At 64.6% G+C, this 15,678-nt stretch carries 15 protein-coding genes; 4 read left to right on the top strand and 11 right to left on the bottom strand.

Annotation, left to right across the window (positions count from 1 at the left end; all coding sequences use genetic code 11):
- Positions 1–6: 6 nt before the first annotated feature.
- The 5 genes from BLQ74_RS06180 to BLQ74_RS06160 all read right to left on the bottom strand — a co-directional run bounded on the left by BLQ74_RS06180 (position 7) and on the right by BLQ74_RS06160 (position 2,829).
- Complete coding sequence (locus BLQ74_RS06180; RefSeq protein WP_090261664.1) at positions 7–483, bottom strand: pilus assembly PilX family protein; 477 nt, start codon at positions 481–483, stop codon at positions 7–9.
- Complete coding sequence (locus tag BLQ74_RS06175; protein ID WP_090261663.1) at positions 480–1,163, bottom strand: PilW family protein; 684 nt, start codon at positions 1,161–1,163, stop codon at positions 480–482. Before BLQ74_RS06175 ends, BLQ74_RS06180 begins: the two co-directional genes overlap by 4 nt.
- On the bottom strand, positions 1,160–1,648 hold the full coding sequence (gene pilV / locus BLQ74_RS06170; protein WP_090261662.1) for a type IV pilus modification protein PilV: 489 nt from the start codon (positions 1,646–1,648) through the stop codon (positions 1,160–1,162). Before pilV ends, BLQ74_RS06175 begins: the two co-directional genes overlap by 4 nt.
- On the bottom strand, positions 1,639–2,166 hold the full coding sequence (locus tag BLQ74_RS06165; RefSeq protein WP_090261989.1) for a GspH/FimT family pseudopilin: 528 nt from the start codon (positions 2,164–2,166) through the stop codon (positions 1,639–1,641). Before BLQ74_RS06165 ends, pilV begins: the two co-directional genes overlap by 10 nt.
- A gap of 150 nt (positions 2,167–2,316) precedes the next feature.
- Positions 2,317–2,829 carry a GspH/FimT family pseudopilin gene (locus tag BLQ74_RS06160; protein ID WP_090261661.1) on the bottom strand — a complete coding sequence of 171 codons (513 nt, stop codon included), beginning with the start codon at positions 2,827–2,829 and terminating at the stop codon, positions 2,317–2,319.
- Between the two features lie 194 nt (positions 2,830–3,023).
- Between BLQ74_RS06160 and thiO the strand changes: the two genes are divergently transcribed.
- The gene (gene thiO / locus BLQ74_RS06155) at positions 3,024–4,133 is read left to right on the top strand and encodes a glycine oxidase ThiO (protein WP_090261660.1); all 1,110 of its coding nucleotides are present in this window, start codon (positions 3,024–3,026) and stop codon (positions 4,131–4,133) included.
- A gap of 67 nt (positions 4,134–4,200) precedes the next feature.
- On the opposite strand, the gene BLQ74_RS06150 is transcribed toward thiO, so the two are convergent.
- The 4 genes from BLQ74_RS06150 to BLQ74_RS06135 all read right to left on the bottom strand — a co-directional run bounded on the left by BLQ74_RS06150 (position 4,201) and on the right by BLQ74_RS06135 (position 8,536).
- Positions 4,201–5,541, bottom strand: coding sequence for a sigma-54-dependent transcriptional regulator (locus tag BLQ74_RS06150; protein WP_090261659.1), 1,341 nt, complete (start codon positions 5,539–5,541; stop codon positions 4,201–4,203).
- A gap of 15 nt (positions 5,542–5,556) precedes the next feature.
- Complete coding sequence (locus BLQ74_RS06145; protein WP_090261658.1) at positions 5,557–7,146, bottom strand: sensor histidine kinase; 1,590 nt, start codon at positions 7,144–7,146, stop codon at positions 5,557–5,559.
- Positions 7,139–7,366, bottom strand: a complete 228-nt coding sequence (locus BLQ74_RS06140) for a PP0621 family protein (RefSeq protein ID WP_090261657.1) — start codon at positions 7,364–7,366, stop codon at positions 7,139–7,141. Before BLQ74_RS06140 ends, BLQ74_RS06145 begins: the two co-directional genes overlap by 8 nt.
- Positions 7,367–7,522: 156 nt before the next feature.
- The gene (locus BLQ74_RS06135) at positions 7,523–8,536 is read right to left on the bottom strand and encodes an outer membrane protein assembly factor BamD (RefSeq protein WP_090261656.1); all 1,014 of its coding nucleotides are present in this window, start codon (positions 8,534–8,536) and stop codon (positions 7,523–7,525) included.
- 147 nt (positions 8,537–8,683) lie between these two features.
- On the opposite strand from BLQ74_RS06135, the gene rluD reads away from it, so the two are divergent.
- From rluD to clpB, 3 genes are all read left to right on the top strand, one after another.
- Positions 8,684–9,643: a 23S rRNA pseudouridine(1911/1915/1917) synthase RluD gene (gene rluD / locus BLQ74_RS06130; RefSeq protein ID WP_090261655.1), complete on the top strand. Its 960-nt coding sequence runs from the start codon at positions 8,684–8,686 to the stop codon at positions 9,641–9,643.
- Positions 9,640–10,365: a peptidoglycan editing factor PgeF gene (gene pgeF, locus BLQ74_RS06125; protein WP_090261654.1), complete on the top strand. Its 726-nt coding sequence runs from the start codon at positions 9,640–9,642 to the stop codon at positions 10,363–10,365. The genes rluD and pgeF overlap by 4 nt, the downstream gene beginning before the upstream one ends.
- Positions 10,366–10,577: 212 nt before the next feature.
- Positions 10,578–13,142 carry an ATP-dependent chaperone ClpB gene (gene clpB / locus BLQ74_RS06120; protein WP_090261653.1) on the top strand — a complete coding sequence of 855 codons (2,565 nt, stop codon included), beginning with the start codon at positions 10,578–10,580 and terminating at the stop codon, positions 13,140–13,142.
- A 57-nt stretch (positions 13,143–13,199) separates the two neighbouring features.
- On the opposite strand, the gene pyk is transcribed toward clpB, so the two are convergent.
- Positions 13,200–14,651: a pyruvate kinase gene (gene pyk, locus BLQ74_RS06115; RefSeq protein WP_090261652.1), complete on the bottom strand. Its 1,452-nt coding sequence runs from the start codon at positions 14,649–14,651 to the stop codon at positions 13,200–13,202.
- Positions 14,652–14,717: 66 nt separating this feature from the next.
- Positions 14,718–15,635: a universal stress protein gene (locus tag BLQ74_RS06110; RefSeq protein WP_090261651.1), complete on the bottom strand. Its 918-nt coding sequence runs from the start codon at positions 15,633–15,635 to the stop codon at positions 14,718–14,720.
- Between the last annotated feature and the right edge of the window lie 43 nt (positions 15,636–15,678).

Here is a 15,678-nt window from a genome sequence, read left to right as displayed (position 1 = left end):
TGAGCGTTAAAGATGGGTGGCCTGGATATAGCTGCGGCGGTGCAGTGCACGTGCCTGGCCGTCGGAGCTGGTGACGTCGCAGTTGTTCAGATCCTTGCAGGCCTTGGCCTGGCTGTTGACCTGGTAGCAGCTGTAGGCCAGGGTGCCTGCGGTGACGCTGAGGCTCTGCGCCGGAAGGAACTTTGCGCACTCGATGTTGCCGGCGCTGAGGCGCACACGTGCAGAACCCGATGAGCCGGAGGTCGGCGCGATCGACCAGAGGGTCCCATCGGCGACCGGTGTACCGGCAACGAACTGTTCGACCCAGTGCTGCAGTCCGCTTTCTGCCGCCTGGAAGGCGATGTTCTGCTGCTGGGCGTTACCGGAAATGCGTTGCTGCAAGGTCGAAGTGGTGGCCATGGAGATCGCCAGCACGGTCAGGATCAGCAGCAGCAGCAGGCTGACGATCAGCGCCATGCCGCGTTGCGGGTTCAGGCGTCTCATGGCCGGTTCCTCAGTTCGATGGTACTGGTGAAGCTGCGCGAGACGTTTTGCGTGTTGTCGCTCGCGGTGAGGCTGACCTGTAGGCGGTCGGCCCCCTGGATGTCCGCCGCGCTGATGTCGCCAGCGTGTTTCCACACGGTCTTGCCTGCGGACTCGAAGCCAAGGCTGATGTCGGTGATCTGTGCGCCGTCGACGATGGTCTGGGTGCCACTGCTGGTGCTGGAGTTCATGCAGATGGACGTGCCGTTGGCGCAGTTGCTGTAGGTGACCGCGTAGAGGTACAGGGTCTGGTTGCTGCAGCTCTTGTTGATGCCCGGCATGGCCAGGCTGGTCGTGCTGGTGGTGGCGTAGTTGAAGGTGACGCTGGTATCGGTGTTGGCCGTGGTGGTAACGGCATCGCGGGGGAATTGCACGCCGTTGCTCAGGGTCACCGTATTGCTCGGCATCTGGCAGCCCTGGTAGCCGGCGCGGCGGGCGTCGGCGGCGATCATGTCAAGGACCACGCGGCCACTGTCCTGGACCCGGGTCAGGGCACTGCTGACCTTATCGGAGTGGGAACTGTTGCTGAACATCTGCAGAACGCCGAGCAACAGCAGGCTGCTGAGCAGCAGAGCGACCATTAGTTCGATCATCGACAGTCCGCGTTGGCGCAGTGCTGGGCGAGTGAGGGTTCTGGTCATAGGTTCACCCTCAACGTGAAGTCCTTGGCCTGGGTGGTGGTCGCGCGCTGCTGGGAGTCCGATTCGGTCCAACTGATGACAATCTGGAACTGGTTGGTACCCGCCCGCGAGATGGTGGCGGATGCTCCGGGAATGCTCGCCTGCAGGTTCAACCACCAGTCGTGGATGTCCTGTGCCGCCTGTTGTGATGGGGTGCAGCCATCATTAGTGCCTTTGCAGTCGGGATCGCTGGGCTGGTTGCCGGAGGTCAGGGATACCAGGTAGGGGGACTGGGCCAGCAGAGCCTGAGCCGAATTGCCGCGCATGCGCTCGATGATGTCGCCGGCCAGCAGACTGGCCTGGCCGCGCAGGTAGGCGCTCTGATTGCCCTGCAGGCTGGTCATCGTCAGCGAGGCCATGCCCAGCAGACCGATGGCCAGCACCAGCAGAGCGATGAGAACCTCGATGAGGGTGAAACCCTTGTTGGTGGATCGTGTCATGGACATGTGCCATTCGCTCCGCTACTGGCAACGCCGGCGATATTCACCGTGACGGCGCGTGAGCTGTCGGCGCCGCGAGAGTCGCAGACGCGCAGGGTTACGGTGTTGCCCAAGGTGCCGTTCGGGTTAATGGTGATAGCGCTGCTGCTACGTAGGGTCAGGCCACTGGCGTTGGGGGCGAGCACCTTGATCAGGTCGGCCTTGTTGGCAGTGGTTGTGGTGGCGTTCGGGCTTCTGAAAACGACGGCGCCGGCTTCCCAGTTGTCGCTGTTACAGCTGTAGGTGGCCTGGTCTAGCGCGGCGTCGGTGCTGCCGCAGATGCGTACTATGCTGCGCTCGGTGATGGCTTCGCTGCGTGCGGCCTGAACGATACCAATGACCATGTTGGTCTGGCTGGTGATCTGGTTGTTCAGCATCACCGTGCGGAAGCTGGGGATGGCGATACTTACCAGGATGGCGGCAACCGCCACCACGACCATCAACTCTATCAACGTGAACCCGGCCAATTCCCTGGTGCGCGACATGGGCGCATTCCTCACAATTTCGATGTCGGCAATACTGCCTTCTCGGGTGGGAAATGTCCTTTTTGACGGGATGACCGTTAGCGATAGCGCGACATCCGGTCGTCGTCGGCGTGCCTTTGTGACCTGGTTCGTCTTTTCCCTGCATGCTGCTCAGGGTGGGCAGAGACTGGCGGTTTCACCGCTCTCGGTGCGGATGCGGCCGGTGCGATTGATGAGGATCTTGTAGCTGGTATGGTGTCTGGCGCAGAGCAGAAGGTGGCCGGCATGGAAGGCGCCATTCGGTTGCACGCTGATTCCGTTGGGTCGGTAGTGGATGTAGGTTCGCGAGGTGCTGTCGGGCCTCACTTCCACGTCCTGCAAGGGCTCGTACACCGCCAGTGGCTGTTCGTGCGCTTGGCGGATGCCATCGTTATTGCGGTCGTGGAACAGGCTCCAGCCCTTGGCCCAGTCCCCTTGTGCCGCGGCGATGCTGACCGGGACACCGCTGAGCACGGCTCTTTCTCTGGCGTAGTTGAGTGCGCCTCTGAGGCTGTGCATCGCGGTGAGCGCCCGTTGCGCGGCGATCATGTCGCGGAATGAGGGAACGGCCAGGCCGAGGATGGTCATCAGCAGCGCAAGGCTGAAGAGTAGTTCCAGCAGGCTCAGGCCCTGGTGTTTGAACATGATTCGCCCCGTCCTTGGTTCGTTGTTCGACTCTGGAGTATCGATGCCCCTGGCGCGTTGGCGTCCGCTGCTCTGCCGATCGTCTTGCGCGGGGATTCCGTGTGAGCTGTAGGGGCATTCTCCAGGGGCGGGTTGGTATAGTGGCGCGCGGAGGCTGTGGGCCTGTTCGTATTTCCGTGTGAGGTGGTTGCGCTATGTCGGATGTGCTTGTTGTCGGCGGCGGAGTGGTCGGCCTGCTCAGCGCCTGGTCGCTGGGGCAGGAAGGGCTCCGGGTCACCCTGGTGGAGCGTGGCGAGACCGGGCGCGAAGCGTCCTGGGCCGGCGGCGGCATCGTTTCACCGCTCTATCCCTGGCGCTACGGCCGTGCAGTGGCGAACCTGGCGCACTGGTCGCAGGACTTCTATCCGTCACTGGGCCTGCGCTTGCTGGAGGACACCGGCGTCGACCCCGAGGTACATGTCACCGGCCTCTATTGGCTGGATCTCGATGACCAGGCCGAGGCACTGGCCTGGGCTCGCGCCAACGGTCGTCCCCTGCATGAGGTGGACATCTCCGCGGTACATGATGCCGTCCCCGCGCTGGGGGCGGGTTTCTCGCGGGCGGTGTACATGCCGGGAGTCGCCAATGTGCGCAATCCACGTCTGACGCGTTCGCTGCGGGAGGCGTTGTTGCGTCTGCCCAACGTTGAACTTCGCGAAGCCTGCGAAGTGCGTGGATTCATTGCGCAGGCAGGCGGCATACGCGGAGTCCGCACGGATCAGGGCGAGCTGTACGCGGACGCCGTGGTGCTGGCGGCCGGCGCCTGGAGTGGGGAGCTGCTTGCCGGCCTTGGCCTGGAGTTGCCGGTGGCGCCGGTGAAGGGGCAGATGATTCTCTACCGGTGTGCGGCGGACTTCCTCTCCAGCATGGTGCTGGCCAAGGGGCGCTATGCCATTCCGCGGCGTGACGGCCATATTCTGGTGGGCAGCACCCTGGAGCATGCCGGTTTCGACAAGACCCCTAGCGATGACGCGCTGGCCAGCCTGCGCGCTTCCGCCGAAGAGCTGCTGCCTGCGCTGGTCGGTCAGGCGCCGGTCCGGCACTGGGCGGGGTTGCGTCCGGGATCGCCCGAGGGGATTCCGTTCATCGGCCCGGTACCTGGGCATGCCGGGCTCTGGCTGAATACCGGCCACTATCGTAACGGCCTGGTGCTGGCGCCGGCTTCCTGCCGATTGCTGCTGGACCTGATGCTCAAGCGCGAACCGATCATCGATCCGCAGCCGTATGCGCCGCAAGGACGCCTGGTGGCGACACCGCTGGCGTGACGGATTGGCCGGGCGGGCGTGAGGCCGCGAAGCGGGGCGCACGCCTGCCTTTATGCCTGCGCGAGCCTCAATCGATGCCGAGCTTCTTCAGCCGGTAGCGCATGGAGCGGAAGGTCAGCCCAAGGCGTTGGGCGGCGGCGGTGCGGTTCCAGCGGGTCTCTTCCAGGGCCTGCATGATCAGCTTGCGCTCGATTTCCTCCAGGTAGTCCTCGAGGTTGTCGATTTGCGCCAGGCTGGCCTGAGCGCCGCTTTCACCGCTACTGGAGGCCTCGGCGAAGCGCAGGTCGTGGGGCTGGATGAGGTCGTCTTCGCACAGTGTGTAGGCGCGCTCCAGCATGTTTTCCAGTTCGCGCACGTTGCCGGGGAAGCGGTAGCTCTTGAGCTTTTCCAGGGCTTCGGCACTGACCTTGGCGGGAACCAGGCCGCTGTCGCTGGACAGGCGCTTGAGGACACGTTCGGTGAGCAGCGGAATGTCTTCGCGGCGTTCGCGCAACGGCGGCACGCGCAATTCGATGACGTTCAGGCGGTAGAACAGATCCTGACGGAAACGTCCGGCGGCGACTTCCGTGGCCAGGTCCTTGTGCGTCGCGCAAAGCACACGCACATCCACCGAGGCTTCCTGCTGGCCGCCGACCGCGCGAACGGCTTTCTCTTGAATGGCGCGCAACAGTTTCACTTGCATCGGCAGTGGCAGATCGGCCACTTCGTCGAGGAACAGGGTGCCGCCGTTGGCGGCCTGGAACAGGCCGAGCTTGTCTTCCACGGCGCCAGTGAAGCTGCCCTTCTTGTGGCCGAAGAATTCGCTTTCCATCAGTTCGGAGGGGATCGCACCGCAGTTCACCGGCACGAAGGCCTGATCGCTGCGCGGACCCTGTTCGTGGATCAGGCGTGCCACCAGTTCCTTGCCGCTGCCGGATTCGCCACTGATGTAGACCGGCGCCTGGCTGCGCGCAAGTTTGGCGATCTGGTTGCGCATCACCTTCATCGGTGGTGACTCGCCGAGCAGGCGGTTATCGATGGGGGCTTCTTCGCTGTTCGGTGAGCGCAAGCGCAAGGCGGTGGCGACCAGCTCGCGCAGGCGGCCGAGGTCCACCGGTTTGGTCACGAAGTCGAAGGCGCCGGCCTTGAGCGCATTGACCGCGGTGTCCAGGCTGCCGAAGGCCGTGATCATGGCAACCGGTGTCTGTGGATGACGTTGCTGGATGTACTGCACCAGGTCCATGCCGGTACCGTCGGGCAGGCGCATGTCGGTCAGGCACAGGTCGAAGGGCTCGCGCGCCAGGTATTCCCTGGCTTCCTTGAGGTTGCGAGCGCTGCGCGTATCCAGCTTCATGCGGCCGAGGGTGATCTCCAGCAGTTCGCGGATATCCGGTTCGTCGTCGACGATCAGGGCTTTTTGCCGGCTCATGTTCGGTTCGTTCTGTCAGCTCTGCTTGCGCGGGTGTGCGAAGGTGATACGGAAGCATCCGCCGCCTTCGTCACGGTTCTTGTAGTCGATGCGGGCCTGGTTGCTTTCGCACAGTTCGCGGGAAATATACAGGCCTAGGCCGGTGCCCTTGCTCTCGGTGGTGAAGAAGGGCTCGAAGAGTTTGCCCAGTTGCTCCGGGGCCACGCCCGGGCCGTCGTCCAGCACTTCCAGTACCGGCAGGTCGCTATCGCGGTCGCGGAACAGCTTCAGCCAGACCTGGCCATTGCCGTGCTGCTTGGCGCTGTACCGTAAACCATTCTGGATCAGGTTGCTCAGTACTTGGGTCAATTGGTTGGGGTCCATGCGCGTCTGCACGCTGCCAGGGGCCGCCTGGATGTGCACCTGCTGGTCCGTGCGCAGGCTTTCGCGCATCTCGCCGACGAAACGGTGGATCCAGTACTTGAGGTCGAGCAGTTGTGGCTCCGCCTGGCGTCGCCGCGACAATTGCAGGACGTTCTCGATGACCAGGTTCATGCGCCGCGACTGGTCCTGAATGATCTGTGTCAGTCGGCGATCCGCGGCGTCCAGTGCTTCCGACTCCTGCAGCAATTGTGCGGCATGGCTGATGGCGCCGAGCGGATTGCGGATCTCATGGGCGATGCCGGCCGTGAGCCGGCCCAGGGCCGCCAGCTTGAGTTGTTGCGCCTGCTGGGCTATCTGCGAAATGTCTTCGAGGAACACCAAGGTGTGCTGGTCGTTGCCGCGGCGCAGCGGAATGAAGCTGGGCTGCAGGCTTGGCCCGCTGTCCGGGGCCTGCATGCTCGGTGGGCGCAGGGCCGGGTTGTTCAGCCATTGTTGCAGGCTGTCGAGCAGTACCTGGCTGTAGTGCGCCAGTGGCTTGCCGAGCAGATTCGGTTGCGCCAGCAGGGACTGCGCACTCTGGTTGGCCAGGAGCACGCGGTTCTGGCTGTCCAGCACCAGAATGCCGGTGCGCATGCGTTGCAGGATCAGCTCATTGAGTTCCTGCAGGTTGGCCACGGTGGTGGCGCGCTCCTCGGCCAGGCTCTCGCTCAATTGCTGACGTCGGGTCAGGGTCTGCAGCAGCAGGGCGGCGGCGAAGCACAGGGCGCCGAGGCTGCCGGCCTGGACATAGTGGTTGATGGCGGTGGGTTGACTGAGGCTGAGGTAAAAAGTCAGGTAAAGCATGCCGATCGCGGCGATGGCGGCGATCAAGAGACCGATGCGCCCACGCAGCAGAATGTTGGCAATGGCTACCGAGATCACCAGCAGGTTGCCGATTCCGCTGGCGGCGCCCCCGGCCGCGTAGAACAGCCCGCAGAGTAGGAGGATATCGAGCAGGGCGAGGAGAAAGATCGGCAGCAACTTATGCGGCGCCGGCATCAGCACGGCGATCAGGATGTTGACGATCAGATAGCCCCAGCAGCCGGCATGGAACATGTCGGCATGGCTGAGCGTCAGTATCTGGCCTTCTAAGTTGCTGGATATCAGCAGAACCAGCGCCAGGCCGATGCTCAGGCGATACAGGTGGTACAGGCGAAAGATGCGCTGCCCTTGCTGGCCGCCGAGCGGGATGGCCTTAGCCATGCGGCTTGCTGTCCTGTTGCAGGTGGGCCTGGCTGCAGTACCAGCGCTGTTCGTGCTGCAGGGCGCTGGCGCGCGGTACGTGCACGCCGCAGTGGGCGCAGCGCACCATGGGTTCGGCCTGCTCCTCGGCGCGCGGTGTCGGCTGCTGCGGCCGGGTGGCCTTGCGCCAGAGCCAATAAGCCAGGCCGAAGAGGATGATCCAGAACAGCAGTCGGGTCATGGCGTTGCCTTTCTTCGTGGAGAGCCGCAGTGTAACCAAGCCATCGAACCGGGCAAGCCGCCATGCGCGCGGTTGTGCGCGGGTTCCATGCGATGCCGGCTCGGCAGAAACGAAAAAGGGAGGCCAGAAGCCTCCCTTCGCGTACCTGTCACCCGGTCAGTCGACCAGGCCGAAGGTCAAGTAGTGCAGCCAGGAGTGGCTCTTCTTGCCACTGGTATCCGGCTTTTCGCTGCCGTCGTCCTGGTTTTCCGGCCGGAGTTCGCGCGGAATCTGCTGGCGGGCGTCTTCGTACTGCTTCATCACGTCCTTGCTCGCCTGGGTTTCCATGGTCGGCGGCGCGGTATTGGAGTCGATCAGGCCGAGCGTGGCCTTGGCCAGCCAGGAGCGGCTGTTGTCGTCGCCCTCGCGCGGAACGAACTGGCCGTCTTTCAGGCTGGGATGGTCCGGGTAGTTGAGCTTCAGGGTTTGCAGGCTGCTGTCGGCCAGTTCATTCAGGCCCAGGCGCTGATAGGCCTCGGTCATGATCGCCAGGCCATCGCCGACGGCCGGCGTTTCCTGGAAGTTTTCCACCACGTAGCGGCCGCGGTTGGCGGCGGCGACGTAGGCCTTGCGCTTCAGGTAGTAGTGACCGACGTGCACGTCGTAGGCCGCCAGCAGGTTGCGCAGGTAGACCATGCGCGCCTTGGCGTCCGGCGCGTAGCGGCTGTTGGGGAAGCGGCTGGTGAGTTGCGCGAATTCGTTGAAGGAGTCGCGGGCGGCGCCCGGGTCGCGCTTGGTCATGTCCAGCGGCAGGAAGCGTGCCATCAGGCTGCGGTCCTGGTCGAAGGAGGCCATGCCCTTCATGTAGTAGGCGTAGTCCACGTTGGGATGCTGCGGGTGCAGGCGGATGAAGCGCTCGGCGGCGGAACGCGCGGCTTCCGGCTCGGCGTTCTTGTAGTTGGCGTAGATCAGTTCGAGCTGCGCCTGCTCGGCATAGCGGCCGAACGGGTAGCGGGACTCCAGCGCCTTCAGTTTATTGGTGGCGTTGGTGTAGCTCTTGTTGCTCAGGTCTTCCTGCGCCTGCTGGTACAACTGGCTCTCGCTCAGGTTTTCATCGACCTTATCGCCCTTGGAAGAGCAGGCGGTGACGAAGGCGAGGGTGGCGATCAGCAGCAGGTGTTTCACTTGCATGGCGGCTTGCGTCCCTGGACGGTCGGCTGTCGCTGCCGCATCCGTCTGTTATGATTGGCGCCCCAGGACTACCCCTGGGACAAAGGCCCCGTATTTAACCACAGCGTGCCGCCGATCCAAAAGGTGCCATGCCCAGCGCGTTCCTACATGTCCGATATCATTCAACTGGCAGCCGAAGTACCGTTCGATCTGGGCGGCCAACGGCTCGACCAGGTCGCCGCGCAACTATTCCCCGAACACTCCCGCTCGCGTCTGGCCGGCTGGATCAAGGACGGTCGTCTGACCGTCGACGGCGCCGTGCTGCGCCCGCGTGACATCGTTCACGCGGGCTCGCGCCTGGCCCTGGAAGCCGAGCAGGAGGTGCAGGGCGAGTGGAAGGCTCAGGCCATCGAGCTGAATATCGTCTACGAGGACGAGCACATCCTGGTCATCGACAAGCCGGCCGGCCTGGTCGTGCACCCGGCCGCCGGGCACCAGGACGGCACGCTGCTCAACGCCCTGCTGCACCATGTGCCCGCGCTGGTCAATGTGCCGCGCGCCGGCATCGTCCATCGCCTGGACAAGGACACCACCGGTCTGATGGTGGTGGCCAAGACCCTCGAGGCGCATACCAACCTGGTGGCGCAACTGCAGGCGCGTACCGTCAGTCGTATTTACGAGGCCATCGTGGTCGGTGTGATCACCTCCGGCGGCACCATCACCGCGCCCATCGGTCGGCATGGTACGCAACGGCAGAAGATGGCAGTGGTCGTTGGCGGCAAGCCGGCGATCAGCCACTACCGCGTACTGGAGCGTTTCCGCTCGCATACCCATACCCGGGTCAAGCTGGAAACCGGACGCACGCACCAGATTCGTGTGCACATGGCCCACGTCGGCTTCCCGCTGGTGGGCGACCCCGTCTATGGCGGGCGATTCCGGGTTCCGCCGGCGGCTAACCCGACCCTGGTCGAGTCGTTGCGCGACTTCCCGCGACAGGCCCTGCATGCGCGCTTCCTCGAACTGGACCACCCCGCCACCGGCGTGCGCATGAAGTGGGAATCGCCGTTGCCGGACGATTTCACTTGGCTGCTCAGCCTGCTGCGGCAGGACAACGAGTCCTTCGTATGACCTCCTGGCTCACGCCCGACTGGCCGGCGCCGGCGAATGTCCACGCCTGCGTTACCACGCGGGGTGGCGGTGTGAGTCAGGCCCCCTTCGACAGTTTCAACCTGGGTGACCATGTCGGTGACGAACCGGCAGCGGTCGCCGAGAACCGTCGGCGTCTGACTGGCGAACTGGGGTGCCGGCCAGCCTGGTTGAGCCAGGTGCATGGCATCGAGGTGGTCGAGGCTGACCCAGCCAGGGTTGCCGAGGCCGACGCCAGTTGGAGCGCGACCGCCGGTATCGCCTGCGCGGTACTCACCGCCGATTGCCTGCCCGCGTTGTTCTGCGATCGCGCCGGCACCCGTGTGGCGGCCGCCCATGCCGGTTGGCGCGGTTTGGTCGGCGGCGTCCTGGAGGCGACCCTCGATGCACTGGCGGTGCCACCCAGCGAGGTGCTGGTCTGGCTCGGCCCGGCGATCGGAGCGCACGCGTTCGAAGTCGGCCCGGAGGTGCGCGAAGCGTTCATCGCCTGCCATGCGCAGGCGGCCGAGGCTTTCGTGCCCAGCCGCAATGCTGGGCGCTACATGGCCGACATTTACCAACTGGCGCGCATCCGCCTGACGGCGCGCGGCGTCGACGCCGTCTATGGCGGCGGCCTGTGTACGTTCAGCGACGAGCAGCGGTTCTATTCCTACCGCCGCACTGCGCGCACCGGACGCTTGGCCAGCCTGGTCTGGTTGAGCTGAGGTCGGCGCCGAGCCCTGCCTGAGGCGCCGCCCAGGCAGGGTTTTCCTGCAGAAAATGCCTAGGCCAGTTCGTACGAACTGACCGATGTCATTGCCGATTGCCTTGAAGCATCCAAAATCATCCTTATCTATCTGTCATCCCGGCGGGTTATTCATCACCAGGGGCAAGGTAGCGCTCCGACTCGCCATTCAGAAAGGAAGGACGAAACCCCATGCGAATCGATCGTTTGACCAGCAAGCTGCAACTGGCGCTGTCCGATGCCCAGTCCCTGGCCGTTGGCCACGACCACCCGGCCATCGAGCCGGTGCACCTGCTTTCCGCCCTGCTCGAACAGCAGGGGGGCTCCATCAAGCCGCTGCTGATGCAGGTCGGCTTCGATATTCCGGCCCTGCGCAATGCCCTGAACAAGGAGCTGGATACGCTGCCGAAGATCCAGAACCCCACCGGCGACGTGAACCTGTCGCAGGACCTGGCGCGTCTGCTCAACCAGGCCGACCGCCTGGCGCAGCAGAAGGGCGACCAGTTCATTTCCAGCGAGCTGGTGCTGCTCGCCATCATGGATGAGAACTCCCGTCTGGGTAAGTTGCTGCTGGGCCAGGGGGTGTCGAAGAAGGCCCTGGAGAACGCGGTGGCCAACCTGCGCGGTGGCGAGGCGGTCAACGACCCGAATGCCGAGGAGTCGCGCCAGGCGCTGGACAAGTACACCGTCGACATGACCAAGCGGGCCGAAGACGGCAAGCTCGATCCGGTGATCGGTCGTGACGACGAGATCCGTCGGACCATCCAGGTCCTGCAACGGCGGACCAAGAACAACCCGGTGCTGATCGGCGAGCCGGGCGTCGGCAAGACCGCTATCGTCGAAGGCCTGGCCCAGCGGATCGTCAACGGCGAAGTGCCGGACGGCCTCAAGGACAAGCGCCTGCTGGCCCTGGACATGGGCGCGCTGATCGCCGGCGCCAAGTTCCGCGGTGAATTCGAGGAGCGCCTGAAGGCGGTGCTCAACGAACTGGGCAAGCAGGAAGGTCGGGTCATCCTGTTCATCGACGAATTGCACACCATGGTCGGCGCCGGCAAGGCCGAGGGCGCCATGGATGCCGGCAACATGCTCAAGCCGGCCCTGGCCCGTGGCGAGCTGCATTGCGTCGGTGCGACCACCCTGGATGAATATCGCCAGTACATCGAGAAGGACGCCGCCCTGGAGCGACGCTTCCAGAAGGTGCTGGTGGACGAGCCCAGCGAGGAAGACACCATCGCCATCCTGCGTGGCCTGAAGGAGCGCTATGAGGTTCACCACGGGGTGACCATCACCGACGGCGCCATCATTGCCGCGGCCAAGCTCAGCCATCGCTACATCACCGATCGGCAACTGCCGGACAAGGCCATCGACCTGATCGACGAAGCCGCCAGCCGTATCCGCATGGAGATCGACTCCAAGCCGGAAGAGCTGGATCGCCTGGACCGTCGCCTGATCCAGTTGAAGATCGAGCGCGAGGCGCTGAAGAAAGAAGACGACGAGGCCACCAAGAAACGCCTCGCCAAGCTGGAGGATGACATCGACAAGCTCCAGCGCGAATACGCCGATCTGGAGGAAATCTGGAAGTCGGAGAAAGCCGAAGTCCAAGGTTCCGCGCAGATTCAGCAGAAGATCGAGCAAGCCAAGCAGGAAATGGAAACAGCCCGGCGCAAGGGCGATCTGGAAACCATGGCGCGCATTCAGTACCAGACCATTCCGGACCTGGAGCGCAGCCTGCAGATGGTCGACCAGCATGGCAAGACGGAGAAGCAGCTGCTGCGCAACAAGGTGACCGACGAGGAAATCGCCGAGGTGGTCTCCAAGTGGACCGGCATCCCGGTGTCGAAGATGCTCGAAGGCGAGCGCGAGAAGCTGCTGCGCATGGAAGACGACCTACACAAGCGCGTCATCGGCCAGCACGAGGCGGTGGTCGCGGTCGCCAATGCCGTGCGTCGTTCCCGCGCCGGCCTCGCCGACCCGAACCGGCCGAGCGGCTCCTTCCTCTTCCTCGGCCCGACCGGTGTGGGTAAGACCGAGCTGTGCAAGGCGTTGGCCGAGTTCCTCTTCGATACCGAAGAGGCGCTGGTGCGCATCGACATGTCCGAGTTCATGGAGAAGCACTCGGTGGCCCGCCTGATCGGCGCGCCGCCGGGATACGTCGGCTACGAAGAGGGCGGTTACCTGACCGAGGCGGTGCGGCGCAAGCCTTACTCGGTGGTGCTGATGGACGAGGTGGAAAAGGCTCACCCGGACGTCTTCAACATCCTCCTGCAGGTGCTCGAGGATGGCCGTTTGACCGACAGCCACGGGCGTACCGTGGACTTCCGCAATACCGTGGTGGTCATGACCTCCAACCTCGGCTCGGCGCAGATCCAGGAGCTGGTCGGTGATCGCGAGGCGCAGAAGGCCGCGGTGATGGATGCGGTGAGCGCGCACTTCCGCCCGGAGTTCATCAACCGTATCGATGAGGTGGTGGTGTTCGAACCGCTGGGCCGTGAGCAGATCGCCGGTATCGCCGAGATCCAGATGAGCCGCCTGCGCAAACGCCTGGCCGAGCGCGAGCTGAGCCTGGAGCTGAGCAGCGAGGCGATGGACAAGCTGATCGCCGTCGGTTTCGATCCGGTCTATGGCGCGCGGCCGCTCAAGCGGGCGATCCAGCGCTGGATCGAGAACCCGCTGGCGCAACTGATCCTCGCCGGCAAGTTCCTGCCGGGTGCGAAGATCCAGGCCAAGGTGGAAAACGACGAAATCGTCTTCGCCTGATCGATAGCCGCCAAAAAAAGCCCCGCGAATGCGGGGCTTTTTCCTTTGCGCGGAGGCTCAGACCAGCAGGTCGCCCACGTGCAGCACCTTCATGGTGTTGGTGCCGCCCTGGGTGGTGTAGCTATCGCCCTTGGTCAGGATCACCCAGTCGCCCTTGGTCACCACGCCACGCTGCAGCAGCGCGTCGACGGCTTCCTGGCTGACCTTCTCCGGCGGCAGCGCGGCCGGGTCGAAGGGAATGGTCTCGACGCCACGGAACAGTGCCACGCGCGCCTGCGTTTCGCGGTGCGGCGAGTAGGCGAAGATCGGCACCGAAGAGCGGATGCGCGACATGATCAGCGGGGTGAAACCACTCTCGGTCAGGCAGATGATCGCCTTGATGCCGGGGAAGTGGTTGGCGGTGTACATGGCCGCCAGTGCGATGCTCTCGTCGCAGCGCTCGAAAGTGTGGCCCAGGCGATGGCTGGATTGCTTGGTGGCCGGGTGCTTCTCGGCGCCCTGGCAGATGCGAGCCATGGCCAGCACTGCTTCCACCGGGTACTCGCCGGCGGCGCTCTCGGCGGAGAGCATCACGGCGTCGGTGTAGTCGAGCACGGCGTTGGCCACGTCCGAGACTTCCGCGCGGGTCGGCATCGGGTTGTGGATCATCGACTCCATCATCTGCGTGGCGGTGATCACCGCTTTGTTGTAGCGGCGCGCGTGCAGGATGATTTTCTTCTGGATGCCGACCAACTCGGCATCGCCGATTTCCACGCCGAGGTCGCCACGCGCCACCATCACTGCGTCGCTGGCGCGGATCAGGCCGTCCAGGGCGTCGTCATCGGCCACCGCTTCGGCGCGCTCGATCTTGGCGACCAGCCAGGCGGTGCCGCCGGCTTCCTGAAGCAGACGGCGGGCGTATTCCATGTCCTTGGCGTCGCGCGGGAAGGACACCGCGACATAGTCCAGGTCCATGCTGGCGGCCAGCTTGATGTCGGCCTTGTCCTTTTCGGTCAGGGCCGGCGCGGTGAGGCCGCCGCCACGGCGGTTGATGCCTTTGTGGTCGGACAGCGGGCCGCCGATCAGTACCACGCAGCGCAGCTCGTCGGCCGCGACTTCTTCGACGCGCATGACCACGCGGCCATCGTCCAGCAGCAGCTCGTCGCCGACGCCACAGTCCTTGACCAGGTCCGGGTAGTCGATGCCCACGACTTCCTGGGTGCCGGCGTCACGCGGGTGGCTGGTGGAGAAGCGGAAGCGATCGCCGACCGCCAGCTCGATGCGCTTGTTGGCGAACTTGGCGATACGGATTTTCGGTCCTTGCAGGTCGCCGAGCAGGGCGACGAAGCGGCCGTGCTTGGCGGCCAGCTCGCGCACCAGGCGGGCGCGGGCACGGTGCTCGTCGGGCGTGCCGTGGGAGAAGTTCAGGCGGGCCACATCGATCCCAGCGATGATCAGTTGCTCCAGCACTTCCGGGGAATTGCTGGCTGGGCCGAGGGTGGCGACTATCTTGGTGCGGCGGACGGACATGCGGGACTCCTTGGAAAACGAGCGGGTGGGCCGGCGCCGTGGGGGCAGGCTGGCCCGGCGGCCATATTACCCCTTTTGTGTGTCGGGTTTGATTACCAGCAGATCGCATTCCACTTCTTCCAGTACCCGTTCGGCGGTGTGTCCGATCAGCGCGCTTTCCAGGTGGCCGCGCGCCACCGCACCCATCAGCAGCAGGTCGATGCCGTGGTTGCGGACGAACTCGGGAATGGCTTCTTCGGCGAATCCTTCGCGCAGGTGGACGTGCTCGGCTTTTACCTCCGGGTGCGTCGCGAGCAATTGCGCCAGCGCCGCGCGGTGGTGCGCCTCGGTAGCCTTGACGTGCTGCTCGTAGTTGATCTGCAGTTCGGCGTTGAACGCCAGGGTCTGCGGCAGGGCCATGTAGCTGTGCAGGTAGCTGGCCGTCATGCCCAGGCGTTCCTGCAACTCCTCGGCGACGGCGATCAGCTGGTGGTCGAGGTCCGCCGGCTTGTCGCTCTCGTGCAGCGGGTCGAGGGCGGCGCAGAGCCGTTGGCCTTCCCAGCTGGCGTGATGGACCAGCCACAGCGGTCGCGGGCAATGGCGGATCAGTTGCCAGTCGGTGTTGGTCAGCAGCAGGCGCTTCAGCAGGCCGTGCCGGCTGCTGGACTTGAGCACCAGATCCGGCTGCTTCTCGACGACCTGGGCGAGTATCTCGCGGTGCAGTGGCTTGCCCCAGCGGGTGTGGCAATGGGCCCGGATGCCCGCCTGGCGCAGTGGCCCTGCCAGGCGTTCGAGCCAGTCCAGGCGCTCGCTCTGCAGGATGAGGCGGGCGCGCTCCAGATCGCGCTGGGGAATCAGCAGGCCGCTGTCCAGCGCCGGGTTGAAATCGCACAGCAGCAGTTCGACGCTGGCGCCGCTGCGTTCGGCAATCCATTGGGCGCGGCTGAGGGCGGGCTGGTCGTCGCGGGTGGGGTCGATGACGACCAGCAGATGATGCAGTTTCATGGTGGGCTTCCTCGCGTGTCTGTGCTCATTGCAGAGCAAGCGT

Origin of the sequence: Pseudomonas panipatensis (genome assembly GCF_900099785.1) — a bacterium.
Lineage (GTDB): Bacteria > Pseudomonadota > Gammaproteobacteria > Pseudomonadales > Pseudomonadaceae > Pseudomonas > Pseudomonas panipatensis.
Note: the sequence above shows the minus strand (reverse complement) of the source record. Positions and strands in the feature narration are given on the sequence as shown.

Excerpts from the sequence above, each read along its gene's own strand:
- thiO (WP_090261660.1), top strand. The coding sequence starts at position 3,024 with ATGTCGGATGTGCTTGTTGTCGGCGGCGGAGTGGTCGGCCTGCTCAGC.
- BLQ74_RS06165 (WP_090261989.1), bottom strand. The coding sequence starts at position 2,166 with ATGTCGCGCACCAGGGAATTGGCCGGGTTCACGTTGATAGAGTTGATG.
- BLQ74_RS06135 (WP_090261656.1), bottom strand. The coding sequence starts at position 8,536 with ATGCAAGTGAAACACCTGCTGCTGATCGCCACCCTCGCCTTCGTCACC.
- BLQ74_RS06160 (WP_090261661.1), bottom strand. The coding sequence starts at position 2,829 with ATGTTCAAACACCAGGGCCTGAGCCTGCTGGAACTACTCTTCAGCCTT.
- pyk (WP_090261652.1), bottom strand. The coding sequence starts at position 14,651 with ATGTCCGTCCGCCGCACCAAGATAGTCGCCACCCTCGGCCCAGCCAGC.
- BLQ74_RS06180 (WP_090261664.1), bottom strand. The coding sequence starts at position 483 with ATGAGACGCCTGAACCCGCAACGCGGCATGGCGCTGATCGTCAGCCTG.
- BLQ74_RS06110 (WP_090261651.1), bottom strand. The coding sequence starts at position 15,635 with ATGAAACTGCATCATCTGCTGGTCGTCATCGACCCCACCCGCGACGAC.
- BLQ74_RS06145 (WP_090261658.1), bottom strand. The coding sequence starts at position 7,146 with ATGGCTAAGGCCATCCCGCTCGGCGGCCAGCAAGGGCAGCGCATCTTT.
- clpB (WP_090261653.1), top strand. The coding sequence starts at position 10,578 with ATGCGAATCGATCGTTTGACCAGCAAGCTGCAACTGGCGCTGTCCGAT.
- pgeF (WP_090261654.1), top strand. The coding sequence starts at position 9,640 with ATGACCTCCTGGCTCACGCCCGACTGGCCGGCGCCGGCGAATGTCCAC.
- BLQ74_RS06175 (WP_090261663.1), bottom strand. The coding sequence starts at position 1,163 with ATGACCAGAACCCTCACTCGCCCAGCACTGCGCCAACGCGGACTGTCG.
- BLQ74_RS06140 (WP_090261657.1), bottom strand. The coding sequence starts at position 7,366 with ATGACCCGACTGCTGTTCTGGATCATCCTCTTCGGCCTGGCTTATTGG.
- pilV (WP_090261662.1), bottom strand. The coding sequence starts at position 1,648 with ATGTCCATGACACGATCCACCAACAAGGGTTTCACCCTCATCGAGGTT.
- rluD (WP_090261655.1), top strand. The coding sequence starts at position 8,684 with ATGTCCGATATCATTCAACTGGCAGCCGAAGTACCGTTCGATCTGGGC.
- BLQ74_RS06150 (WP_090261659.1), bottom strand. The coding sequence starts at position 5,541 with ATGAGCCGGCAAAAAGCCCTGATCGTCGACGACGAACCGGATATCCGC.